Raw genomic sequence first — 25,435 nt, forward strand, 5'->3', positions numbered from 1 at the left:
GATTGACGAGGCCTGCGCCCCAGTACGCGAAGCAAAGAGGACCCCAGTGAAGGATTCGTAGTTGGAATGCGCTTGATTCTCGACACCAACATACTTATCGCAGCACTGATCACGCGCGGTACGCCACCCGATCAGCTGTATAAGGCATGGCGGGACGGCCAGTTCACCCTTATTACCTCAGAGCTGCAAATCGAAGAAATCCGCCGACGTCACGCGTCGCGACGGAATCCGCTTCCGAATTCACCCTGCAGAGGCAGGCCGATTGGTCAACGATCTCCGCCGCTTGGCAGTGACCGTCGAGAACCTGCCGACCATAGACATTTCACCAGACCCCTACGACAATTTTCTNTTGGCGATGGCCCAGGCAGGACAAGTCGACGTTCTGGTTACCGGTGACAAGCGAGACCTACTCGCCCTCTCACGCCATCAGCGGACGCACATCCTGACCGCACGCGAGGCTCTTGTTTTTCTGAAGAGCTAACGGTCATGACATGTCGAGACACCCCTGATGATGAAAGCCATGACCGTTTTCCCCTCTTCCCCTGACCCTTCTCCCGCGAGGGAGAAGGGAGTTTCGTGAGTCGCTTGCGCAACTTTCACATCAAGGCGATTTCTGCCACCGGCCAAGCACGCCGAACACCTGCTTGCGTAACAGAACAATCAGTCGCCCGCAAGCAACCGCCAGCGGCCTAGGTCTTCAGCCGATACCCCGTCTTGAAGATCCACGCCACGACAACCAGAAACACCGCCAGAAACAATAGGGTCATGAACAGGCTGACGCCGACACCGACGTCGGCGACGTCGTAGAAACTCCAGCGAAAACCGCTCACCAGATAGACCACCGGGTTGAACAGGGTGATCGTCTGCCAGATCGGCGGCAGCATGTTGATCGAGTAGAAGCTGCCGCCGAGGAAAGTCAGCGGGGTGATGATGAGCAGCGGCACCAGCTGCAGTTTCTCGAAATTGTCGGCCCAGATGCCAATAATGAAACCGAACAAGCTGAAGGTCACCGCCGTCAGCACCAGGAAGAGCAGCATCCAGACGGGATGCGCGACCTGGAGCGGAACGAACAGCCCGGCCGTCGCCAGAATGATCAGGCCGAGGATGATCGACTTGCTCGCTGCGGCGCCGACATAGGCCGCCGCGATTTCAATATACGAGACCGGCGCCGACAGCAGTTCGTAGATCGTGCCCGTGAATTTCGGGAAATAGATGCCGAAAGACGCGTTGGCCACGCTCTGCGTCAGCAGCGACAACATGATCAACCCGGGGACGATGAAAGCGCCATAGCTGATGCCTTCGATCTCGTCGATGCGCGAGCCGATCGCCGCGCCGAAGACGACAAAGTACAGGGAGGTCGAAATCACCGGCGAGATGACGCTCTGCAGCAGCGTGCGGCGCGTACGCGCCATCTCGAAAAGGTAAATCGCGCGCATGGCGTGCCAGTTCATTGCTCTTCCTTCACCAGGCTGACGAAAATATCTTCCAGCGAGCTTTGCGTGGTGTGCAGGTCCTTGAAGGCGATGGCCGCGTCGTTGAGATCCTTGAGCAGGGCGACGATGCCGGTGCGCTCACCGTGCGCGTCGAAGGTGTAGATCAGCTCGTTGCCATCACTCGCCAGCTCCAGCTGGTAGCCGGCCAGCGCCGGCGGTATGTGCTCCAGGGGGGTCTGCAGTTGCAGCATCATCTGCTTCTTGCCCAGCTTGCGCATCAGCTCGACCTTGTCGTCGACGAGAATGATCTCGCCCTTGCTGATCACCCCGATGCGGTCGGCCATTTCTTCGGCCTCGTCGATGTAATGGGTGGTCAGGATGATGGTCACTCCGGTGGCCTGCAGCGAGCGCACCAGTTGCCACATGTCACGGCGCAGGTTGACGTCCACGCCCGCCGTCGGTTCATCCAGAAAGAGAATCTGCGGCTCGTGCGACAGCGCCTTGGCGATCAGCAGGCGACGCTTCATGCCGCCCGAAAGGGTGATGATCTTGTTGTCTTTCTTTTCCCACAGCGAGAGATCACGCAGCACTTTTTCGATGTAGCCGGGATTTGCCGCCTTGCCGAACAGGCCGCGGCTGAACGACACCGTCGCCCACACCGACTCGAAGGCATCGGTGGTCAGCTCCTGCGGCACCAGGCCGATCATGGCGCGGGCGGCACGGTAGTCGGCGACGATGTCGTGGCCAGCGATGCGAACGCTGCCCTCGCTGGCATTGACGATCCCGCAGATGATGCTGATCAGCGTCGTTTTCCCGGCGCCGTTGGGACCCAGCAAGGCGAAGATCTCGCCACGGCGAATATCCAGATTGATGCGCTTGAGCGCCTGGAAGCGTGAATCGTAGGTCTTGGAAAGTTCGGATACGGAGATGATTGTCTGCATCGCTGTGACGATAACAGATCGTGGCGATTCATCCAAAAACGCAGCAGCGCCTTCGTCAGGCCCGGCGCAGTTTCAGCAGCCGGCGCGGCAGCCACATCGTGGTCGATGCGCCGTGGCGCATCGGTCGCAGAGGGCAAGGAAAGGAACGCTGGACTTCCTCATGTCGCCGCGTGCACCCCTCCTTCAACGCGGATTGTTGTATCGGCGTGGCTGGCTGCTTCCCGGTGCAGCCGACCCTTGAAAGCTTGCACCGCTGGGCGGAGCGCTCTTGGCTGTGCCGTTCGGGACGGTCACGGCTTCCCCGCTTTCTGCGCTGGCCCTCATCCGTCGGCCCCACGCGGCAACTGCTCGACCCGTCCACCGCCACCGCCGCGCCCCTCGCGCTGCTCCCCCGCCTCGCGCGGGCGTTCAGGCCGCGACTGCCGTCCCTCGGGCGGCGGCGACTTGGCATCGCCGGCGGGTGCCACTGAGCGCTGCGGCATCGCCGCGGGCCGCGCATCGACTGACGCTTCTGGCTTCTGTTGGCGAGCGAAGGCCTCTTCGCGACGCGCAACATCATCGGCTCGACGCGGCTCGACACGGCTACCCGACCTTTCCACGCCGGGCGCTGGCGCTTGCTGTGGCGCTGGCGCTGGTGGTGCTTGCGGTGGCCGTGGTGCTTGCGGTTGCGCTTGCGGTTGCGCTTGCGGTGGCCGTGGTGCTTGCGGTTGCGCTTGCGGTTGCGCTTGCGGTTGCGCTTGCGGTTGCGCTTGCGGTTGCACTTGCGCCGGGACAGGCGCGGATACAGCGGGCCGCTCGGGAAATCTCGGAAGCGTCGCCGCGGGTGGCGGCGCCACTACGGGCTGAGCAGGCGGCTTGGCGTGTTCTTCAGGTCTTCCCGAAGGGGCACCGCTTACCGAGTGCTCCACGGCCGTGACCGGTCGCTCAGCGCTCTGCGCTCCGCGACCAGCAGTCGCCGCTGGCAAGCGATCAGGGCGTTCTGCAGGGGCAGCCGTGCTGGTGGTCGCACCCTGAGTTGCGGGCGGCATCGACACGGCTGGTGGCGCCACCGGCACTGCCGGTGCCCCGCGATCGATTGGCGAGGCAACGCCGGGCAATGGGGTCAGCCGCGGCGGCTCGCCACGCCCATCCAAGGGCTCACTGCGCGGAACGCGACCAGTCTCCCGCACAGGCCGTGCACCCTGCTCTGCATCGGGCCGCTGCCCGGCAGCAGGCAGTGACGAAGGCGATCCGGCAGCCGGCAGCGCTCCCTGCTGCCGTGGTGGATCACCTGCAGACGCTGCTGCGGCTGCAGGTGCCGTTGCCGGCGCGGGCTGCGGCTGACCGATCGCCACGTCGTTCGGCCTGGCCGCCGGACGCTGCTGTGGCTGTGGCTGTGGCTGTGGCTGTGGCTGTGGCTGTGGCTGNGGCTGCGGCTGCGGCTGTGCCTGTGGCTGTCTGGGAAGGCCGCCCGTTGACGGCTCCCTCCTTTCCGCAAGCGCCCCGCGCTCACGGCCATCCTGCGCCATCGGTCGACGCCCTTCGCCGCCCCGCCCGGCGTCTACCGGCGGTACTGCAACCGGCGCCTGCACCTGCACCGACCGAGCGCCAAGTGACTTGCCGTCGCGCGGCAGCATCGCGGCGCGATCGATCGGCCGCTGCTGGGTGACGACATCGGCCGGCACCATGGTCACCGCGCGCGGCATTTGCCGATGCGCGTAGGGCATGCGCTCGACCGCCGCCTGCGGATTGTTGGTGATCGTCGTGATGTTGTTGATCTGGGTGACATGGGTGACGTTGACCGCACGGACATGTCTTGCGCTGGACCGGTAGGGCGGCACATAGACTTCGCGTGGGGCGAGGGGAAACCAACCGACTGCGGGGCGCGCGCCGACCTGTACCGAGACACTGGCGCCCGGCGAGCCGACCCAGGCGACCAGCGCCGGTGCGTACACCGGTCGCGCCACACGCTTGCCGGGCACCCACCCCCAGGCCCCTCTGTGGATCACCCAGCGGCCGTAGTGGAAGGGCGCAAAACCCCAGGGCTCGTCACCGACCCAGGTCCAGCCCCAGGGGGCGACCCACATCCAGCGACCGTGCCGATAAGGCGCCCAATCGGCGGCAACCCCTTGCGGGAACCAGACCGCACCATACTCGGGGCTGTCGTGCCAGCGCCCGTGGGCGTCAAGGTCGGCAGCGCCGGTCATTTCAGGAGACACGTAGCGACCGTACGCGGCACTGGCAGGCCCCTGCTCGCGCCCGGCACTCCACAGGACAAACGCGTCCTCCACAGGCGCTGACACCTGGTAGCGGATGCCGCCGTCGTTCCAGAGTTGGGTACGCTGGCCGGCGCGCAGGTCGAGCGCGCCGTCGCCGCCTGCGAAGCGCAGGCGGCCGCCATGAACGGTGGCCACGATGGCGGCAGGCTCGGCATCGAAACGATAGCTACCCGCCTCCGAAAAGCTGAAGCGGCCATCGCGACTGCTGAGCTCGAATTCAGCGGCCGCTTCCGGTGAGCGGAGGCGAATGATCACGCTACCGGTGAGCAAGTGCAGGCGAACGCGCTGATCATCGACCGTGACAAACTCCAGGATGCTGCTCGCATCAAACTGCACCGAGGCCGACCCGAGCTGGACTTCGCTGCGTGCACCGGCCGCGGTCGACAGAATATCGCCACTGGTAATCGGCCAGTTGAGCAAGGCATTGGTCGATTCGCCACTGTCCGCACGATGCAGGTGAACAGAGCCCGACAACCAGGCGATACGCCCAACACGGCCTGTCGGGTCGGCCGCAGCCGGCGCCGCCAACAGCAGCGCGAGTAGCAGCAGGAGAGGCAAGACGAGCGCACGGCGCAGGGCCGGAAGTAGACGGTGGCACGACGGGGCAAGCGACAAAAACATGGCTGCGGTCTCGAAAAGCGCTGCGTGGAGAACGGCGAATGGGCACGGATGGGAGCTTAACGCGCGAGCAGGTGCTTGGTTGGACACGTGGAACAGTTTGTTACACGATTGTTGGCGCTTGCTCGCGTGGTGACATTCTCGTCGGCACGCGCGCCGACCGTTCCGCCGTCGCTTCGGCGCCGGCCGACTTGCAGTTGAGCGGCGTAGTTTCCACCGCATCGCCGGCCGCCCCTTACCGAGCCACGAGCGAGCGTTGCACGCATCGCCACAGAAATATAGACTAGGCGGATGTACAAATAAGAGAAGTGAGCCATGGCTAGCTCCGCAACCGCCAAGATCTTCAAGAATGGCAACTCCCAGGCCGTACGGCTTCCGAAGTCTTTCCAGTTCGATGTGGACGAGGTGGAGATCCTCCGCCGCGGCGACGAGGTCATCCTGCGCAAGCCACGTCAGAACCTGTCCGAGGCTTTCGATCTGCTGGCCAGCATGCCGGACGACTTCTTCGCCGAGGGCCGCGACGACGCGCCGCCGCAGGATCGGGAGCCCCTGGCATGACCGCCCGTTATCTGCTGCATACGGACATCTGTATTTACACGGCTAAAGCCCGGCCCCCGGAAGTCGCCCAACGCTTGCGGAACCTGACACCCGGCTCGGTGGCCATGTCGGTCGTGACCCTGGGCGAGTTGGTGTTCGGGGCCGAGCGCAGTCAGGCACGTGCGCAGGCCATTGGAAATTTGGCGCGGCTGGTCGAGCTGATACCGGTCCTGGACCTGCCCGAATCGGCGGGCCGTCAATATGGACGCATACGTGCCGCCCTGACCGCGGCAGGGACGTCCCTCGGCAACAACGACCTGTGGATCGCTGCCCATGCCGCGGCCGACGCCCTGATCCTGGTCAGCACCAACAGTCGCGAGTTCGAGCGCGTGCAGGGGCTTCAGGTCGAGAACTGGGTCCGTGAGTTGTGAGCAGGAAACCGTGATCCGTCCCCGGTTTCAGTCGTCCCCGGTTTCACTCCCCGATCTGATTAGAGAACAGCCAAAAAATGCAATTCCGAAATAATATCAATGCTCTGCGGGCGGTTGCGGTGCTGGCGGTAGTCTTGTTCCACTTCAAGATTGATGGTTTCCAGGGCGGATTTACGGGAGTAGATATATTCTTCGTTATCTCCGGGTTTCTGATGACTGGCATCATCTTCAGCGGCTTACAGGAAAACCGCTTTTCACTGCTCGGTTTTTATGCGTCCAGAGCAAACAGAATCATCCCGGCGCTGTTCGTTTTGTGCATGGCACTGATGATCTTCGGATTCATCTACTTGCCCATTCAAGATTACCGAAGCCTGCTGAGAACTGTAAAAAGCAGCATGTTGTTCAGTTCCAACTTCTTGTTCGCTGGCGAAGGGAGCTACTTCGACTCCCCCGTGCATGAGAATTGGCTGCTGCACACATGGTCCCTTTCGCTGGAATGGCAATTCTACATCCTTTACCCCGTCCTGCTGATGGCTATATTCAGAGCATTCGGAGAACAAAGGGTCAGAGGCACGCTGGTGCTGCTGGCGATAGCCTCGCTGGCGGCCTCGATATATTTCACAAAGACACATTCGGTGTTTTGCTTCTATATGCTTCCCACACGCGCATGGGAGTTGATTGCCGGCGGCCTGGCATACCTCTTCCCCCTGAGAACAACAAAACGCGCAGGATATGCACTCGAGTTTTTGGGTATGGCAGTGATCATGGCCAGCTTGTCTTTTTTTTTCCGAGAAAAACCATTGGCCGGGTTATCTGGCAACCCTGCCCGTTCTTGGTACTCTCCTTTTTATCTACGGAAACACCAACTCCGTTTTCAGCCGCAACAGCTTCCTTCAGTTCGTTGGCAAAACTTCATATTCTACATACCTCTGGCACTGGCCGATCGTTGTCCTCCTTTACTTCTGTGGGCTCCTCGAAAATTGGGCATACGTAGCCCCCTCAATTCTTCTCGCTTTCGCCTTGGGAGCACTTTCTTTCCACCTCGTGGAGAAGCGCAGGAAGAAACCTCGCGAGACCACAAAAGTTGTCTTGCGGTACGCTGCTCTGACTGCCGCTACCGTATCAGCAGCTGCCATTACTGCAGCAGTAGCCAAGGATCACCCCGGCATCCGGTTTGCTTCCCTTGAGGAGGGTCAGCCCGAATACACCAGCACACTCTATACGCAAGACTGTTATCCGAACGATTTTGGCGCAGCCGATTGCAAGCTCGATTATGGCGAGATCTCTGTCATTCTGTTCGGCGATAGTCACGCACAGTCTACGGCAGCTGCCGTCCAGCTGGAAAACCGGAATGCCGCATTAGGCTGGGCTCTTGCCGGCTGCCCAAGCCTGAGAAACTTTGCAATGGACGATAAAAAGCAGGAAAAGAAATGCCACGGCTTCATCAAGGAAAAAACTGGATATATTGAAAAATCAATACCCTGGAGTACCAGTCATTCTATTTAGTCGTTCAGGAATCTATTTGGACCCCAGCAGGGAGAATCGCTTTCGTGTCTACTTCAATGGAAAAACCAATGAAGATGGACAGTCATTGGAAAGCGAGTTCTCAAGAGAGTACGTCAACACAGTTTGTGAAATATCTGAAAACCATCCGGTCTACATCGTCAGACCCATTCCGGAAATGCCTTTTAGCATATACAAGGGCCTAAGCCTGAAAGCTAGACTGTTTCAAGGCACTTCAGATATATCCAGCCCTCTCGAACACCATGAAAAACGCACCAAGGTCGCCAATCTTGCCATTGATGCCGCGGCCGAAAAGTGTAAGGCACAGATTATTGATCCGATACCCTACCTCTGTCCAAACGGTCAATGCATGGGCTCAAAAGACGGCGAATCGCTGTATTACGATGACAACCATTTGGTTGACCATGGTAACGTGCAGCTAAAAGGTTTGTTTAAAGGCATCCTTCGCCCCTTGTAAATCGGAAGTCTGGCACTGCTCAACAAGGCCCACCGTCACTCCGCCAACAAGCCGCTCGCACGCAGCACCTGTCTTTGCGCCGCTTCTTCCAGCAGCCTCACCGTTCCCGGCATGGCCACGGTAAGGAAAGCGCGCGCGCGAGTGATGCCGGTGTACAGCAGCTCGCGGGTCAGGATCGGACTCAGCGTTGCGGGCAGGAGCAGCGCGGCGTGGGTGAATTCCGAGCCCTGCGCCTTGTGAACGGTGAGCGCGTACGCTGTTTCCACGGCCTGCAGTCGGCTCGGCAGGACCCATTTGATGCTCTGGCTGACATCTCCGGCAGGAAAGGCGACGCGCAGAATCCAGTCATCATCGCTCGCGCCGGGCAGCGCCAGGGTGATGCCGATGTCGCCGTTCATCAGTCCCAGGCCGTAGTCGTTACGCGTGATCAGCACCGGGCGACCAGGGTACCAGCCGTCGCTGGCCGGAATCAGGCCGGCCGCACGCAATACGCGCGCGATGCGCTGGTTGAGCCCGGCGACGCCCCATGGTCCGCGCCGCAGCGCGCACAGCACCTGGAAGCGGCCGTGTGCGCGCAACACTGCGCGCGCCCAGTCGTCGAAGGCTTCCTGGCTGGCGGACGACGCGGGCTGCTGCCCGCGCAGGGTCTCGAGGTAGTGGCGATAGCCATTGCGCTGCGGCGGCGAGGCCACGACGGAGGGGGCGCAGCCAGCGTCGACGGCGTTTGTTGTTGCTGCACTCGCCAGGCCGCCATCGACGATCAAGGCGCCGAAGCCAGCCTCGTCGTCATCGTCGCCGCCAAGCGACAACAGGGCGAGATCGGCATGGGCCTGCTGCCAGAGCCGGCCGACCCTGGCGGTATTGCCGGCATTGACTGCCTCGGCCAGTTGTCCGATTCCGCTGCGCGCAGAAAAGCGGTGGCTGTGGCGCAGCATCACCACCGCCTGATCAAGGGCACTGCCCGCGGCATCGACCAGATCCGGGCCGACCTGTTCGCCGGATGCCTGCTCCAGCCAATCGCAAGTGGCCGGCGTGTAGTGGCCGTCGCACGCACGCTGGCACAGCTCGCCGAGCACCGCCCCGGCCTCGACCGAGGCCAGTTGGTCCTTGTCGCCGAGCAGGATCAAGCGCGCCGAAGGTGGCAGGGCGGCGAGTACGGCGGCCATCATTTCCAGATCGACCATCGACGCTTCGTCGATCACCAGCACGTCGAGCGCCAGCGGATTGCCGGCATGGTGGCGAAAGCGGCGGCTATCGGGCCGGCTGCCGAGCAGGCGATGCAGGGTGCTCACGCTCACCGGGATCGCCGCGCGCACCGCTTCTCCGTGCGCCAGAGCGGCCAGCGGCAGGCGGGCAACGGCGTTGGCGATCGACTCGTTGAGGCGGGCGGCAGCCTTGCCGGTCGGCGCCGCCAGGCGGATGCGCAAGGGTCGCGGCGGCTTCTCGGGTGATGGCGTGCCCGGTGCCGGTTTCAGCGCCACCGCCTGCAGCAGCGCCAGCAAGCTGACCACAGTCGTGGTCTTTCCGGTACCCGGGCCGCCGGTGATGATGCTGAAGCCACTGCGCGCGGCGAGCGCGCAGGCGATCTTCTGCCAGTCAGTAGCGCCACCCGCAGCGACAGTCGCAGCTGCAGCCACACCCGCAGCCGGCGCGAAGAGCAGGTCGAGCGTCTGGCGCAGCGCGGCAATCGGCAGCGCTGCCTGCAGACTGCTTGCCATCGCCAGGCGACGCTCGAGCGCGCCGCGCACGTCCTGCTCGTATTGCCAGTAGCGGCGCAGATAGAGGCGCCCGCCGACACGCAGCAGCGGCGTATTGCCGGCGCCGGCACCGACCAGCAGCGGCTGTGCAAGCGCTTGCTGCCACTGGCTGAGGCTCAATCCGGCGAAGACTTCGCCAGGCAGCGGTGGCGGCTCGAGTGTGTCGGCCGGGCTGCTTCCTGAGCTTTCCCCTTCGGGTGGCAGCGACAAGGCGAATGCCGGCGCTTGCAGCGTCGCTTCGAGATCGAGGCAGGCATGGCCACGCCCAAGCTGGTGGCTGGCCAGGGCAGCGGCGAGGATCAGGAACGGCGGCGCGTCGGGAACTTCACGCCACAGGAAATCGGCAAAGGCGGTATCGAGCGGGCGCAGCCATTGCCGCGCTGCCCAGCTCGCCAACAGCGCCTGCATTGGCTCGCGGGCGTCGAAGCTGCGTGCATTCATGGCCGCTCTCCGGCCATTCTTGTCCTCGCGCCGCGACGCGCAAACAAGGCATCGAGCGCTTCGATCAATGCCCGCGGCGGTCGCTCGACGTGCAGCCCCTGACTGGGCGCGTACACCCCGCGCAGGAAGATGTAGACCGCCCCGCCGACGTGGCGGTCGTAGTCGTAATCGGGCAGGCGCGACTTGAGCAGGCGATGCAGGGCGAGCAGGTAGAGGACGTACTGCAACTCGTAGCGCGCGTGCAGAATCGCGGCGCGCATCGCCACCGGCGTGTAGGCGGCATCGTCGGGCCCCAGCCAGTTCGACTTGTAGTCGGCAACGAAATAGCGGCCCTGATGTTCGAAAACGAGGTCCATGAAGCCCTTGAGCATGCCGTTCAACTGCGCCGGCAGCAATGCCGGGCGTGCCGCGCCAGCGAGCGTGTGCGCGCAGACCAGGGCGTCGATGCGGGTGGTGGGAACGCTGTGCACCGCCAGCCAGAACTCCATCTCGGCCATGGCCGCCTTCAGTTCGGACAGGCGGATCGACGTTTCCGGCGCGCCAGGCATGGCGCTCAACTTCATCGGCGTGTTCAGGAAGTACTGTAACCAGGCCGTCAGCGGCTCGATCCAGTGCACCCAGCCGCGGGCCTGGCAGCGGCGCGCGATCATGTCGCGCTGCAGCGCCTGATCGCCGGCGCCAGTAGCGAAGCCCTGCCTGGCCACGGCTTCAAGCAGATCGTGCAGAAAAGTGCCCGCCTCGGCGCCGCGCGGGAAGCCGTGCAGCGAACCGAGGCCGCTGGCTACCGCCAGCGCAGGAAGCGCCGTCCCGGCACCAGGCAGCGGCAACAGCCCGGATTCCGGCATGCCCGCCTGCGTCGCCAAAGCCAGCAGAGGCAGCTGTGCCACCATGGCCTCCTGAAAAACCGCTTCGCTGGCTGTCTCGGCCGCGGGCGCGGCCGCAGCTGGCGCAGCGCCGCTCTCGCCCTCGGTTTTCAGCGCCGAATAACTGGCGATCCACCAGTGCTCACCAGCGACGCGCTGCGACTGTCTTGCCGCACCCACAAACGGGGTCACTCCGTTCAGCTCGAAGCGTTCATTGCCGGGCTCCGGCGCCGGTTCGACGAGGATATCCGGACAGCCATCGCCCCAGTCCTGCAGCGCCTGCGGCAAGGCGCCAGCGGCGATCGCCTGCCCGCCGCCGAGCAGATAGGCCAGGGCGCTGCGCTCCAGATCCTGCAAAGGCGCGACTCCGACCCAGGTCGCGTAACGGGCGCGCGTCAGCGCCACATAGAGCTTGCGCAGATCTTCGCCCAGGCGCTCGCCGTCCGCGCGCTCGACGACGCCCGCAGCAGCGGCCAGCGAGAGACGCAGGCCGCCGTCTTCGTCGTGCCATTTCAGCGGCAGATCGCTGCCTTTGGTGAGCCGATAGTTGCTGGCAAAGGGCAGGAAAACGAGCGGATACTCCAGTCCCTTGGACTTGTGCACAGTCACCACCTGCACCAGGTCGGCATCACTTTCCAGGCGCAGCTGCCGGGCATCGCCGCCAGTGCTCGCGGCGTCCTGCTGTTGCTCGGCCAGATAGCGGATCAGCGCGTGCTCGCCGTCGAGCAACGTGCTCGCCTGTTGCAGCAATTCGGCGAGATGCAGCACATTGGTCAGGATGCGCTCGCCGTTGTTGGCGTTGATGGCCTTATTGGCCTCGCTCGCCCTGCCCTGGCCCAGCAGCCGCGCCGGCAGATGGAAATCGTTGAGCAGCCGGCGCAGCATCGGCAGCACGCCCTGGCGACGCCAGCAGTCGCGGTAGGCGCGAAACTGCAGGACGCGCGCCTCCCAGGCGAGCTCGTCATGGTTCAGGCAATCGAGTTCCGGCCAGCTCAGGTCGAGCGTCGCCGTGGCCAGCGCGGCACGTAAGAGACGCACATCGTCGGGCTCGGCGCAGGCGGCGAGCCAGTGCAGCAACTCGACCGCTTCGGCGCTTTCGAAAACCGAATCCTTGTCCGACAGATAGACGCTGCGCACGCCACGCTGCGCCAGCGCGCCACGCATGGCATCGGCTTCGCTGCGGTTGTTGACCAACACCGCCATGTCCGCCGGGCGCAGCCATTGCGCCCCCAGCTCGCTGACAAAACCGGCCCGCCCGGCCTGGCCGAGATTGAGCAGGGTCACCATCTCGCTGGCGCAGGCGGCCGCCATTTGCTCGAGATAGTCGGTCTTGCTCAAGGGCTTGCCGTCCGCCTTCGCCGGCAAGCACCAGGCGATCAGCGCCGGCAGCGGCTGGCCGGCCAGCTGCCATTCATCCTGGCGGCCCTTTGCCGCGGCGGCGACGAAGGGCACCGGATTGTCGTCGTCGCGGCGGAAGAGGAAAGCCCCGCTTCCTGCCGCGCCGGCTTCAGCGACCGCAAAGCAGTGATTGGTCGCGGCCAGCAGGGCCTCGGTCGAGCGGTAGTTCTTCTGCAGCGTGTGCAGCCGGTCGGCACAGGCGCGTCGGGCGGCCAGATAGGTGTGGATGTCGGCGCCGCGGAAGGCATAGATCGCCTGCTTGGGATCGCCGATCAGGACCAGCACGGTGTCCGGGGCGTTCTGCGCGACGCGATAGACGGCGTCGAAAATTCGGTACTGCACCGGGTCGGTGTCCTGGAACTCGTCGATCAGCGCGGCCGGGAACTGGCGACGAATGATCTCCGCGAGGCGCGCAGCATTGGCCCCGTGCAAAGCGGCGTCGAGGCGGGTCAGGAGGTCGTTGAAGCCCATCTGCGCGCGCCGCGCCTGCTCGACCGAAAAACGTTCGGCGACCCAACGCGCGGCATGGCAGAGCAGCTCTTCGCGCGCACTGGGGAGTGCCGAGAGCTCGGCAGCGAGCGCCGCGATGGCCTCGAGAGCCGGGTGTTGCGGCGCTGCGCCAGCCTTCCAGGCTTCGGCCAGGCCAGCCGGAGTCAGGCGATTCCATCCGCTCTTCAGATCGGGCCGTACCATCGCCGGGTCGTCGCGCCAATCGCCCAGCGTCTGCAGCCACGGCTGGTAGTAGCGCGCCTGCAGTTTGCGCCCATCCACCTGCTTGCTGGCGACGGCCTTGTCGAGCAGCGTCTGCAACTCCTCGACCCATTGCCCCCAGGGCGCCTTGAGCTCGGCCAGGCGCTGCCGCTTCTCGCCGAGAGCCTTCGCGACGGTAGCGGCGGGCGTCAGCGGCGGTTCGGCGAGCAAATCCGCGTAGTCGATTAGGCCGCGAAGACTGGCCCGCAACGCTTCCGGGCCAGACCACCATTGCCGAACTTCGGCAACCGCCTCGGCATCGAGCGCGACCATGAAGCTGCGCCAATAGTCACGCACGACTTCGGCAAGCAACTCGCGCTGGTCGGTCTCGAGGGTCTGGGTAAACAGGCTGTCGCTGTCGAAAGCGTGTTCGCGCAGCATGCGATTACACCAGCTGTGGATGGTCGACACCGCCGCTTCATCCATCGCTTCGGCGGCCAGTTGCAATTTGCGGGCGCAGGCTGGCCATTGTTCCGGCGGATACTCGGCACGCAGCTCGTGCAGCAGATCCTGGCCCGCGGAGGGGCTGCCGATGCTGTCCGGCGCGACACGAAAACACGCGGCCGCTTCGGCCAGACGATGGCGAATACGGTCGCGCAGTTCCTGCGTCGCCGCCTCGGTGAAAGTAACGACGAGTATTTCGCCGGGCGTCAGCGCCCGTTCGAAGGCGTTCTCGCCGCCATGGCCCAACACCAGGCGAACATAGAGCGCGGCGATGGTGAAGGTCTTTCCGGTGCCGGCACTGGCCTCGATCAGGCGACTGCCGCGCAGCGGAAAACGCAGCGTGTCCAGTGCTGTGACCGCGTTGGTGGTCGTGGCCTGGCCATTGCCAGGAGCGGTGAAGGTGGTGGCAGTGGCTGCAGTGGTGGCAGCGGCGGTGGCGGCGCCCGTTCGTGCGGTCTGACTCATGCCCTTGCTCCCGCCGTCTTGTCGGCTTTTGCAGCCCGCTCACTATTCCCAGCCTCGCCCTTGGCCCTGGCGGGAATCGCCTCGAGCAGCGGCCGCAAGAGTAGCTCGGCGAGGGCAAAAAACTCGCCGCTTGCCGTCAGCGCCGCAAAGTCTGGATAAGCACGCCGCAGATAAGGGTCGGACTCGACTTCGCCCGCTTGCCGGAAAGCGCCGGCGTAGGTCTTGCCGGCGGCATCGCTACCGCCTTTCAGGAAATCGAAAGCACTGCGCGCCGCCAGCGGCAAGGGCTCACGCATGCCGCGCTGCCACGCCGCCAGCAGGACGCTCAGATGCGCCGCGGCCTGAGCAGCTTCGAGAGCAGCCAACTCGACATCGCCGACCTTGCTCAGGACCAGCGTCGTCAGCGGCCCGCCGGCAAGCTGCAGCGCCAGGTGCCGCACCCAGTGGCGGATCAGCCGCTCGCTCCGGTAGTGACCGTCCTTGACCAGATCGCCGCTCTCCAGCACCACCCGGCCACGCTGCCCGGCGCCGTCGCTACGAATGCCGCCCAGCCAATCCGCGAGTTCCAGATCCTGCCCTTCGACGCGCGCCTGGAAGCGGATTTCCTCCTCGCCTTCAAGCACCAGCGGCCAGCGCGCGAGCGCCGCCTGATAACGCGTGAAGAGCTCGTCCATCGGCGCCAGCAGATCGTCGGACAGGGCCTCGCCGAAGCCTCCTGCGGGCAGATCGCCGCGGCGCTGGATGCTTGCCAGTCGCGCCTCGCGGGCGACGACCAGGTCCTCGCCCTGCTCCAGCGCCACCGCCTGCGCACGGATCAACTCGTCCTGCAACTGCCAGCGGCCCAGGCCGTCGAGATCGAAAGGTTCCTGATCTTCGCTGAGCGGATCGTCGCGCTCGAAAGAGACCTTCAGGCGCTGGCGAAAAAAAAGCCCGCACCGGCTGCTTCAGGAAGTCGCCGAGATCCTGCAGGCTGAGCGGCTCCTCGCGCAGCAGCGGCGACAGCAGAGCATCGCTCGCAGGCAAGCGTTCGCTGGCGCGCTCGCCGGCAGCGGCATCCGGCCGCCACTCCCGCGAATAGGTGAACAGCGTTGAAGCCTCTGGCTGCGGCGGGAAATAGTCCGCACTGAAGGGCTGCAGCCGATGCTCGACGGTCAGCGCGTCGAGCAGGGTCGTGCTGGGGCTGGTGCGAGCACCTGCCGCTGCCGCCTTGTTGGCGTCCTCGGCCAGTCTCCAGCCAGCGGCAAGATGATCGCGCAACTGCCCGACCAGCACCGACGGCGGTCGCTCGCTGTTGTCGTTGATGCTGCGGCCGACCCAGGAAATGTGCAGGCTTTCGCGCGCCGACAGCAGCGCTTCCAGGAACAGATAGCGATCGTCCTCGCGCCGCGAACGGTCGCCGGGACGGTAATCGTGCACCATCAGGTCGAAATCCATCGGAATGCGGCTGCGCGGGTAGTCGCCGTCGTTCATGCCCAGCAGGCAGACGCGGCGGAAAGGAATGGCGCGCATCGGCATCAGCGTCGCGAAAGTGACGACGCCGCCGAAGAAGCGCTGCGACAAGCTCCCCTCGTCGAGCCGGCTCAGCCAGTATTCACCGACCACCGACAAGGGCAGCGTTTCGACCAGCGCCGCCTCGTCGCAGGCCTCCTGCCAGCGCTCCAGGGCCATGTCGAGTTGCAGCAGCGTGTAGGCGTCGTCGGCACCCTCGTCGGTGGCGAAGAAATCGGCCATCAGTTGGCGCAGGCGCAGGCACCAGTCAACCACCGTCGCCGGCTCGCGCAGCATCCGCCAGCTCGCTTCCAGCGCGTCGAGCAACTGCACCAGCGGGCCGAGCAAGGCCGCATCGATACCGCCGATCTCGTCGTAAGGCTCGATGTCCCGCCAGGCCGCCGCGTCAGCGCCAACGGCGTAGCCGAGCAGCATTCGCCGCAAGCCGAACAGCCAGGTATTCGCTGCGGCCGCATCCGCCTGCCTGGGCAGGTCGAGGCTGGCGCGCTGCTCGGCGTGCAGGCCCCAGCGAATATTGGCGCCATGAATCCAGCGCTGCAATTGCGGCAGCTCGTCTTCAGCAATGGCGAAACGCTGGCGCAAGGCCGGTACGTCGAGGAGGTCGAGCAGATCGCTGACCGCCAGCCGCGACTGCGGCAGGTCAAGCAGCTTTTCCAGCGCATTCACCAGCGGATCGAAATGGCGCTGCCCCTGGTCGGCGACGCTGAACGGCAGGTAGCGCGGATCGCTGGCCTCGAGCAGACCGAACACCGCCTGGATGTGCGGCGCATAGGTATCGATGTCCGGGACCATGACGATGATGTCGCGCGGGCGCAGGCTGGCATCGGCGTTGCAGGCGGCAAGCAACTGATCGTGGAGGATCTCGACCTCGCGCTGCGCACTGTGCGCGACATGGAAGCGGATCGACGCATCGCACGCCGGATCGACGGCCGGCCAGAGGTCGATCGTTTCGTGCACCGGGCGTAACTCGAGGATGTCGTCCTGCAATTGCTGCAACAGCGTCTCGCCGCCGAACGCCTTGAAGAGGTCGATGCGCTGCTCGATGGCCAGGAACTGCGATTGCGCACGCGCGCGCGCCTGCTCGTCGTCATGCTCGTCGAGCAGGCCGATGAAATCGCGTCCCTGCTTGCCCCAGGCAGCAAGCAGCGGCTGCGCGTGCAGGTGCAGCAGTTCCTCGGAAATTTCGCTCGGCGCGCCCTGCCGCCGCTGCTGGCGTGCCTGTACGCGACGCAGCAGATCCCGGTCGGCAACGATGTCCGCCCAGTAGTGCTCGCAGGGGTTGTGCACGCACATCAGCACCTGCGCCCAGCGCCCGAGCACCGCCAGCACTTCCAGCGATTGGCGTGGCAGGCTGGAAATGCCGAAGACCATTACTCGGCGCGGCAGACCCGCCGGCGCCTCGCCCGGCGGCCAGTTTCCGGCGCGCGCGAGAAAAGCTTCATGTACGGCTGCCCGGCCGGCGTTGGAGCGCTCGTTCCGACCCTCACCCTGCCCGCCCGCGCCGCGGTCTAGGTGCGCCTCGACGTCGGCCAGCAGCGCCCGCCACAGCGCTGCCTGCCAGCGCTGCTCGTCGGCGAGCGGCGTCTGCTGGCCACGCGCGTCGATCAGCACATCGTCGCCCGCCGCCCAGGCCGCCAGCCAGTCGGCACGGTAAACCTGATATTGATCGAAGAGATCGGCCAGGCGTTCGGCGAGCTGAAAACGCTTGCGGCGATCGCTGTCCGCGGCCAGAAAACCCCGCAGCGGCGCGTATTCGAGTGCGTCCATCACCTGCGGCAGAAGACGCATCAGCCGCCACAGCAGCCGCCCCTTGTCGAACGGCGAATTCTCCGGCACCGCCTGCCGCCCGAGCACGGCGCGATAGACCTGCCACAGGAAACGCGCCGGCAGGGAAATCTCCAGCGCCGCGGCGATACCGCAACCGCCATGCTCGGCCGGCTCATCGCCCTCCGCATCGCCCTCCGCATCGCCCTCCGCATCGCCGTCCGCATCGCCGTCCGCATCGCCGTCCGTCGCGTCGGCCGCCAGCGCCAGCTTCAGCCACTGCGCGATGCCATTGCTCTGCACGAGAATGATCTCGTTCTCCAGCGGCGCCAGCGGATAGCGCCGCATCCATTCAACCACCAGATCGCGCAGCATCTCGGGTTGATTGCCATGCACGAGCATCAGGCCAGGGGTCAGGGCGGGCGAGGTCAAATCGGGCTCCGGGAACGGGGATCAGGGAAGCTCAGGCGAGGCTCGAAAGATACCCTGGAATGGGAGTGGAGGCCATGCCGATGGCCGCCCTCGAGCGCCTTGCCTTGCCCTGGATTGCTTCGCTTCGTGTTGTTCTTCGGCTTTGCGTTTGGCGTCGGCGCGGATCAGTTCGCGCATCCAGCTCTATTCGCTCACGCTGCTGTAGGGGCCTTGGGCAATCTGTCCATCCACAAACGGCTGCAAGGGGGCGGGGATTCGGATGCCGATGCAGCAGTCACCACGACGGCGACCGGCAACGCGAAGAGCAGGCTACTTGGGCAGCCGCTTCTGCAGGGACTCGATCTGCGCCGAGGCTGATGCCGACGGCGTGAATCGCTGCGGGTGGTCGGCGAGGAAAAGGCCGCGCTCGGCGGCGCTGCGCTGGCGCAGGAACCATAGCCCGGATTGTCCGACCCGATAGTGGAGGTCACTACTCGAGAGCGGCCGGTCGGCCGCCGGCAGCACCAGGAAAGCGACCAATTGCCCGGCCGCTCCCTTGTACACGGTGTCGATCCTGATTACCGCCAGAACCATGTCCTCGCCGGCAGTGCGCACCGGGCTGTGGCCGATCAAGGTGCCGCTGACCACCAGGTCCGAGCGCTCGAGCAACTCGGATTCCGACATGCGCGCCCACATCGCGACGGCGTCAAGACAGACGACGAGCAGCAACAAGCAGCAGAGGATGGGGCGGACCCAGGCCAAGGATCGATGCGAGATCACGGCGATTCACCATGCCAGACTTCCTCCGGTCGCAGCAGCGCCGCCGGAGGAAGAGAAAGGCTCAGGCAGGCTCAGGCGACCGGCAGCGCCGCAGCGCGGCGGCGGCGGCCGAATACACCCAGAGCCGCGCAGGCCAGGCCCAGAAGTGCTGCCGTTGCCGGCTCGGGAACGTCCTGCACCTGCGCCGGACCATAGAGGTACTGCATGCCGGCGATGTCGTCGGCCTGGGGACCGGAGAAGGCCTCGCCATAGAACGGATTCATCAGCGAATCCGGCACGTCGGTGTGACCCAGGCCAAGCGCGTGGCCGATTTCGTGCGCGGCAACCGTGAAGATGTCGAAGGCGCTCGGGTCGCCGCCGAAACCGAGCTTCCACTGATCACCGGTGTCGAAGTGGATGTCGCCAGCGGCGCCCGCTCCGTTGACCGGCGGGAAGTAGCCGTGGGCGAGGGTTCCGAACGGGCCGTCGAAGGTGTGGCCACCGAAGCGCAATTGGCCCGAAGTCCCGTCGTTGAACGGCAAGCCGTCATCGACAACCAGGTTGAAGGTGAGGTTGGCGACCGACGACCAAGCGGCAAATGCCGAAGTTATCGCGCCGAGGTAGCCCACGGGCATGAAGTCGGCCAGGGCGCTGATCGTGCAGCCAGCGAATTCCTGTTCGCAACTGGTCCCGGTAGCCATAAAGCTGTAGCTGACCGTGGCACCGGTGCCAACTACTGGCGAACCCCACTTGCCGGGGCTCGTAGGCCCGAGGACGTAGGCTGAAGCCGGTACGGCGGTCAGCGCACCAGCGGCGAGAAGGGCCGCAGCAGCGATTTTTCTTAATGTCATGTTGATTATCCTGGTTGGGGGGGGGTGGGTGGTGGTGGTGTAGCGCCTTCTGCAAAGCAATGTTCATGCCAACTATTTCAAGCCACTGATTCGCAGGCAATTTCAAGGCTTCTTGAGGGAACCGAAAATGGCAGCTGTAAAGAATGCCGACAGCTTGCCGCGCCCCCGCTGACGCCCCTCCGGTGGTTCGCCCTGGTCAGGGAAAATAGCGGAAAATGGGGGACGCGCCACGGTCATCCGGAACCAGGATCGCGTTCATAAACTGAAAAATAAGGGTCAAAACCGTGTTCTGTCCCGAATCGCACCAGCAAGCGGATGGCGATTGACACCCCTGCGGCGGAAGCATAAACATGGACGGTGCTAGCCTGGGGAGGCCTGCGCGGTGGCGTGTCGGTGGCGCTGTCCCTCCCCCGGCCGGACCGGAGCGCGACGCCGTCATTGCGAGGAGGCGCTGCATTCACCATTCACCGTTCACCATTCGTCTCAGTCGCGCGTCCAGATCGTGTGGTCAATCTCGTCGGCGATCTCGGGATAGTCACGGGCATGAAAGCGCGGCTCAAGCCCGGCATTGCGCTGCTCGAAATAATCCCTGGTCAGCTTGACCACCGTCCCCGACAGCGCCAGGATGGCGATCAGGTTGATCGTTGCCATCAGCCCCATGGCGGCATCTGCGGTGTTGAACACCGTCGCCACGGCCTGCACGGCGCCCCAGACGACCATCAGCAACACGCCGCAGCGCAGGATCAGCAGCCCGGCCGGGTTGCCAACACCGAGATAGACCAGCGCATTCTCGGAATAAGAGTAGTTGCCGATGATCGACGTAAAGGCGAAGAAGAAGATCGCCACGGCGATGAAATAGCGCCCGGCCGCGCCGATATGCACCTCGAGCGCGTTCTGCGTCAGCTGTGTTCCGGTGACGCCCGACCCCGGCTCGAGGACCCCGGAGAGGAGGATCATGATCGCCGTCGCGGAGCAGATCAGGAGGGTGTCGATGAACACTCCCAGGGCCTGCACGAAGCCCTGGCTCGACGGATGGTGCGGCACCGGCGTTGCCATCGCGGCGATGTTCGGTGCCGATCCCATGCCGGCCTCGTTCGAGAACAGGCCGCGCTTGACGCCGTTCATCATCGCCGCCATCACCCCACCGGTCACGCCGCCGGCGGCTTCCTGGAGGCCGAAGGCCGAGCCGATGATCTGGCCGAGTACGCCGGGTACAGCGCCAAGGTTGGTGAGCACCACGTAAACCGCCAGCAGCAGATAAGTGATGGCCATGAACGGGACCAGGATTTCGGCCACCTTGGCGATCTGCTTGACGCCGCCGAAGATCACCAGTCCGGTGATTGCCGCCACGACCAGGCCGACCGTCAACTTGGGCACGCCGAACGCGCCCTGCATCGCGTCGGCAATCGAATTCGCCTGCACGGCGTTGAACACCAGCCCGAAAGAGAGGATCAGGCAGACCGAAAAGACCGCCCCCAGCCAGGGCATCTTGAGCCCCTTGCGGATATAGAACGCCGGCCCGCCGCGGTACAGCCCGGCCGGACCGTGGGTCTTGTAAAGCTGCGCCAGGGTCGACTCCGAATAGGCCGTTGCCATGCCCACCAGGGCCACCATCCACATCCAGAAAATCGCCCCCGGCCCGCCGAGATAGAGCGCCACCGCCACACCAGCGAGGTTGCCAGTACCCACCCGGCTGGCTAGCGAAACGGTCAGCGCCTGGAACGGCGAGATCCCGTCCTTATCGGTTTCCCGCGATCCGAGCACGGTCCGGAACATCTCGCCAAAATGCACGATCTGCGGAAATCCCAGCCGGACGGTGAAATACAGGCCCGCCGCCAACAGCCCGTAGATCAGAACGTATCCCCAGAAGATCGTGTTCAGAAAGTCGATGATGGCGTCCATGGCGGCCCCTCCGCAAAAGTATGACCGCAGCTTACACACGGCTTCGTTCGTTTGTCCAATGCGCTTTTCCTATACTCGCCCGTCGCCCGTCGCCAACGCTATCCGCGCGCCGACCGTGTCGCTAGAATGCCGGGATGTTGAAATCGATGCCGCCCGCCGCTGCCTGCCCGCGCCTGCGGGCAGCGACCAGGGAATAGCGACGAAAGATGAAGCCCGCCATGGATCAAGCCCGCAGGACCGCCCCCTCGGCACTGAAGGCAAACCCGTGCTGACCCGGGCAGCATTTGGCAAGACCTGGTGGGGCGAGCAATGGCTCGACGCGCTGACCCATATCGACTACGACAACCGCTTGCCACGCGGTCGCAGTTACGCCAACAAGGGTGCGGTCCGCAACCTGACGGTGAGCGGCGGCACGATTGCGGCGAGCGTCAAGGGCTCGCGCCTGCGGCCGTACCGGGTGAGCATTGCCGTGCCACCGATCGCCGCGGGTGACCTCGCCCGGCTGCTGGAGCGGATTGCCGCCGACCCGGCGCTGATTGCCGGCATGCTCAACGGCAAGCTCGATCCGGCGGTGCTGGCGCTGGCCAGCGAACTGGGCATCGCTGTTTTCCCGACGCGTTGGCAGGATCTGGCGATGGATTGCTCATGCCCGGACTGGGCGGTGCCGTGCAAGCATCTGGCGGCGGCGATCTACCTGCTCAGCCGGGAGATCGACGGCAACCCTTTCCTGGTCTTTTCGCTGCGCGGATTCGATCTCGCCACTGCCCTCAAGGCACGCGGCATTTACCTCGATGACGATGCCGGCGCCGCGCTGCCGACGCTGAGCGAGCTCCTGCCGACCGGCGACGACCGCGCAGGGGCCGACAGCGGGGCCGACAGCGTGCTGCTCGACAGCCTCGATTTCTCCGTGTTACCGGAGCTCTCCGAAGCCCTGCTGCGCGTCCTGCCGGAGCGACCGCCGTTCTTCGCCAACGGCGATTTCCGCGCGACCCTGAGTCGCGCGCTGGCGCGCGTCGCGAAAACGGCGCGGCAGGCGCTCGACACCGTCCCCGGCGACGAGACTGGCAACGGCGACCAAAGCGGCCACGGCGATGGCACCGGCACCGGCACCGCCGCCGCCCGGCTCTCGCCGGACGACCGACCGCTCCTGCTGCTCGACGCGACGCACAAGCTGACGCTGAGCGGCGTCGCTGGCATCGGCGACTGGCCGCATCTGGTCGCCGCCCTGGCCGAGCTTGCGCCGGCCCGTCTGCCCGATTTCCAGCCCGAACTGGCGGCCTTGCAGCCGCTGCGCCTGCTTGCCCTGCACCTGCTCGCCCGCGGCGCCGTGGTGCCGCAGTTGTTCACGCTCAGGGGCCAGGAAGTCGGGCTGCGCTGGCTGCCGGCAAACCTGGACCCGGCGGTGCGCGCGCTGATGCAGCGCGTCGAGGCGGCGCTGCCGCCCGGCCGGGTGATGCTGCACCAGGGCCGCAAGACGCTGCCGCTGAGCGCCGCGGCGCAGGCCACGGTCCTTTGTTCGCTGTTTCTCGATCACTTCATCCGCGCGTGGAGCGCTGCCGACCGCGACAAGGCCGCCGGCGACAAGACGCTGGCGCTGTTCTTCGCCAGCGGTCGGGCGCTCTACGACGGTCCCGGCGAAGGCTCGATCGCCGCCGGCATCCACGCCTGGCTGGCGCGCTTCCACCTCGCCCGCCGCGAGCACGCGCCGGTACTGTGCCTCGCCGCGGGAGAGGGTGGCGACGAGGAGTCCTCTCCGCAGCACGAGAATTCCAACGACGGCGATCACTTCTCGCTGAGCCTGGCCGCGGAAAGCGGTGCGACCTTGCAGCCGCCGGTCGCCCTGGCGACCGTGCTCGACGATGCGGCCTGGGCGCAGGCACGCTTCGGTGTTCTGCAAACGGTTGCCCTGCTCGCCGAGTTCTACCCGCCGCTCAACGCCTACGTCAGTGCCGGCGCACGCACGCCGCTGCGCATTGCCGCCGATGCGCTGCCTGAATTCCTCTTCGCGACCCTGCCCGTCGTTCGCCTGCTCGGCATCCGCGCGCTGCTGCCGAAAGCGCTCGAGCGCCTGCTGCGTCCACGCCTCTCGCTGCAGCTCAAGGGCCAGGCAGGCCAGGCTGCTGGCGGTGGCTTCCTCAACGCCGACGACGTTTTCGGTTTCGACTGGCGGGTGGCGGTCGGCGACCAGCTGCTCAGCCGAGAGGAGTTCGAGAACCTGGTTCGCGACGCCACTGGCGTCATCCGCTTCAAGGCCGGCTATGTCTATCTCGACCCGAACGAGATCGAGCGCCTGCGCGCCCAGCTGGCGCGGCCGCCGGCGCTATCGGGCAGCGAGCTGCTGCGCGCGGCGCTGGCCGGCGAATACGCCGCTGCGCCGATCGGTCTCGACGAGGGCGCACAACGCCTGCTGCAACAGCTGCGGGAAGCCGATGACGTCGAGCTGCCGGGCACCGTGCTGGCGACTCTGCGCCCCTACCAGCAGCGCGGCTACGCCTGGCTGTACCGCAACGCCCGTCTCGGCTTCGGCAGCGTCATCGCCGACGACATGGGCCTGGGCAAGACGCTACAGGTCATCGCCACGCTGCAGAAACTGCGCGACGACGGCGCGCTGGCGGAAGCCAAGGCGCTGGTCATCGTTCCCACCAGCCTGCTCACCAACTGGCAAAAGGAAATCGCGCGCTTCGCGCCGGCGCTGAGCGTCGCCGTTTTTCACGGCGCGCGGCGCGAACTGGCAATCCGCCAGGGAGAACAACGCCCGGACGTGCTGCTCACCACCTACGGCATCGCGCGCAGCGAGGCGGCGGCGCTCAAGGCCCTCGCCTGGCAGGTGCTGGTGGTCGACGAAGCGCAGAACATCAAGAACCCGGCGACCGCGCAGACGCGGGCGGTAAAGGCCATCCCGGCGAGCAGCTTCATCGCCATGAGCGGCACGCCGGTGGAGAACCGCCTCTCGGAGTACTGGAGCATCATGGACTTCGCCAACCGCGGCTACCTCGGCAAGCTGCCGCAGTTCGTCAAGGAGTATGCGCTGCCGATCCAGACGCATCGCGACCAGCAGGTAATCGAGCGCTTCCGGCGCGTCACCGCGCCCTTCCTGCTGCGCCGCCTGAAGTCCGACAAGACGATCATTGACGATTTGCCGGACAAGATCGAGCAGGACCAGTACTGCAGCCTGTCCGCCGCGCAGAGCGCGCTCTACGAATCAGTGGTTCAGGAAGGTTTGCGCGTCATCGCCGGCGAGTCGGATACTTTCCGGCGGCAGGGCCTGGTGCTGCAGATGATTCTGGCCCTGAAGCAGATCTGCAACCATCCCGCGCAATACCTCAAGCAGGGTCAGGAAGGGGGGCAGGAAAGGACTCAGGAAGCGGGCCAGGAGCGCACCGCCGCCGCGCTGTCCGGCAAGGCGGAGCGTTTCCTCGAACTGATCGACGCCATCCACGCCAGCCACGGCAAGGTGCTGGTATTCACCCAGTTTCGTGAAATGGGCGAACTGCTCGCCGGCTGGCTGCGCGAACGCTATGCACGCGAGCCGCTCTTCCTGCACGGTGGCCTGACGCGCAGCCGCCGCGATGCGCTCGTCGAGCGCTTCCAGAACGATCGCACCGAGCAGGTTTTCCTGCTCTCGCTGAAAGCTGGCGGCACCGGCCTCAACCTCACCGCCGCTTCGAGCGTCATTCACTACGACCTGTGGTGGAACCCGGCGGTGGAGGCGCAGGCCACCGACCGCGCCTACCGCATCGGCCAGCAGCAGAATGTGCAGGTCCATCGCCTGATCACCCGCGCCACTTTCGAGGAACGCATCAACGACATGATCCGCGCCAAGCGCGAGCTGGCCGAGTTGACCGTCGGCAGCGGCGAACAATGGATCGGCCAGCTCGGCGGTGACGAACTGGCGGCGCTGTTCACTCTGCATTGAGGGGCG

General features: G+C 65.2%; 15 protein-coding genes and 1 pseudogene. 7 read left to right on the forward strand and 9 right to left on the reverse strand.

The genetic code is table 11. The features are described from left to right. The first annotated feature begins 66 nt into the window (after positions 1-66). The gene (locus E4Q23_RS25125) at positions 67-396 is read left to right on the forward strand and encodes a PIN domain-containing protein (protein ID WP_423753316.1); all 330 of its coding nucleotides are present in this window, start codon (positions 67-69) and stop codon (positions 394-396) included. A gap of 293 nt (positions 397-689) precedes the next feature. Here E4Q23_RS25125 and E4Q23_RS06985 read toward each other — a convergent pair whose 3' ends face one another. The 3 genes from E4Q23_RS06985 to E4Q23_RS24795 form a co-directional block, all read right to left on the reverse strand. Beyond that, on the reverse strand, positions 690-1,451 hold the full coding sequence (locus E4Q23_RS06985; RefSeq protein WP_169065970.1) for an ABC transporter permease: 762 nt from the start codon (positions 1,449-1,451) through the stop codon (positions 690-692). After that, positions 1,448-2,374 (reverse strand): ABC transporter ATP-binding protein, encoded by a 927-nt coding sequence (locus E4Q23_RS06990; RefSeq protein WP_169065971.1) that lies wholly within the window; start codon positions 2,372-2,374, stop codon positions 1,448-1,450. The genes E4Q23_RS06985 and E4Q23_RS06990 overlap by 4 nt, the downstream gene beginning before the upstream one ends. A gap of 320 nt (positions 2,375-2,694) precedes the next feature. Further along, positions 2,695-5,472, reverse strand: a complete 2,778-nt coding sequence (locus E4Q23_RS24795) for a DUF6600 domain-containing protein (RefSeq protein WP_423753318.1) — start codon at positions 5,470-5,472, stop codon at positions 2,695-2,697. 93 nt (positions 5,473-5,565) lie between these two features. Between E4Q23_RS24795 and E4Q23_RS07000 the strand changes: the two genes are divergently transcribed. The 5 genes from E4Q23_RS07000 (at position 5,566) to E4Q23_RS24525 (ending at position 8,199) form a co-directional block, all read left to right on the forward strand. Continuing rightward, positions 5,566-5,808, forward strand: coding sequence for an antitoxin (locus tag E4Q23_RS07000; RefSeq protein WP_169065973.1), 243 nt, complete (start codon positions 5,566-5,568; stop codon positions 5,806-5,808). Next, on the forward strand, positions 5,805-6,218 hold the full coding sequence (locus E4Q23_RS07005; protein WP_169065974.1) for a type II toxin-antitoxin system VapC family toxin: 414 nt from the start codon (positions 5,805-5,807) through the stop codon (positions 6,216-6,218). The genes E4Q23_RS07000 and E4Q23_RS07005 overlap by 4 nt, the downstream gene beginning before the upstream one ends. A 77-nt stretch (positions 6,219-6,295) precedes the next feature. Continuing rightward, positions 6,296-7,405, forward strand: a complete 1,110-nt coding sequence (locus tag E4Q23_RS24515; RefSeq protein ID WP_272873645.1) for an acyltransferase family protein — start codon at positions 6,296-6,298, stop codon at positions 7,403-7,405. Continuing rightward, positions 7,308-7,724: an SGNH hydrolase domain-containing protein gene (locus E4Q23_RS24520; protein ID WP_272873646.1), complete on the forward strand. Its 417-nt coding sequence runs from the start codon at positions 7,308-7,310 to the stop codon at positions 7,722-7,724. Before E4Q23_RS24515 ends, E4Q23_RS24520 begins: the two co-directional genes overlap by 98 nt. Further along, positions 7,618-8,199 (forward strand): SGNH hydrolase domain-containing protein, encoded by a 582-nt coding sequence (locus E4Q23_RS24525; protein WP_272873647.1) that lies wholly within the window; start codon positions 7,618-7,620, stop codon positions 8,197-8,199. Before E4Q23_RS24520 ends, E4Q23_RS24525 begins: the two co-directional genes overlap by 107 nt. 35 nt (positions 8,200-8,234) lie before the next feature. Here the strand turns inward: E4Q23_RS24525 and recD are convergent, their stop codons facing one another. The 6 genes and pseudogenes from recD to E4Q23_RS07045 all read right to left on the reverse strand — a co-directional run bounded on the left by recD (position 8,235) and on the right by E4Q23_RS07045 (position 21,513). Then, positions 8,235-10,397, reverse strand: coding sequence for an exodeoxyribonuclease V subunit alpha (gene recD / locus E4Q23_RS07015; RefSeq protein WP_169065975.1), 2,163 nt, complete (start codon positions 10,395-10,397; stop codon positions 8,235-8,237). Continuing rightward, positions 10,394-14,317 (reverse strand): exodeoxyribonuclease V subunit beta, encoded by a 3,924-nt coding sequence (gene recB / locus E4Q23_RS07020; protein WP_169065976.1) that lies wholly within the window; start codon positions 14,315-14,317, stop codon positions 10,394-10,396. Before recB ends, recD begins: the two co-directional genes overlap by 4 nt. Beyond that, a pseudogene (gene recC, locus E4Q23_RS07025) lies at positions 14,314-17,992 on the reverse strand (exodeoxyribonuclease V subunit gamma). Before recC ends, recB begins: the two are co-directional and overlap by 4 nt. 339 nt (positions 17,993-18,331) lie before the next feature. After that, complete coding sequence (locus E4Q23_RS07035; RefSeq protein ID WP_169065977.1) at positions 18,332-18,781, reverse strand: hypothetical protein; 450 nt, start codon at positions 18,779-18,781, stop codon at positions 18,332-18,334. A gap of 71 nt (positions 18,782-18,852) precedes the next feature. Continuing rightward, entirely contained in the window at positions 18,853-19,611 is a 759-nt protein-coding gene (locus tag E4Q23_RS07040; protein ID WP_169065978.1) for a matrixin family metalloprotease, read from the reverse strand. 483 nt (positions 19,612-20,094) lie between these two features. Next, positions 20,095-21,513 carry an alanine/glycine:cation symporter family protein gene (locus E4Q23_RS07045; protein WP_169065979.1) on the reverse strand — a complete coding sequence of 473 codons (1,419 nt, stop codon included), beginning with the start codon at positions 21,511-21,513 and terminating at the stop codon, positions 20,095-20,097. A gap of 265 nt (positions 21,514-21,778) precedes the next feature. Between E4Q23_RS07045 and E4Q23_RS07050 the strand changes: the two genes are divergently transcribed. Further along, positions 21,779-25,429: an SNF2-related protein gene (locus E4Q23_RS07050; protein WP_336511621.1), complete on the forward strand. Its 3,651-nt coding sequence runs from the start codon at positions 21,779-21,781 to the stop codon at positions 25,427-25,429. Positions 25,430-25,435: the final 6 nt, after the last annotated feature.

Origin of the sequence: Candidatus Accumulibacter phosphatis (assembly GCF_012939955.1) — a bacterium.
GTDB lineage: Bacteria > Pseudomonadota > Gammaproteobacteria > Burkholderiales > Rhodocyclaceae > Accumulibacter > Accumulibacter delftensis.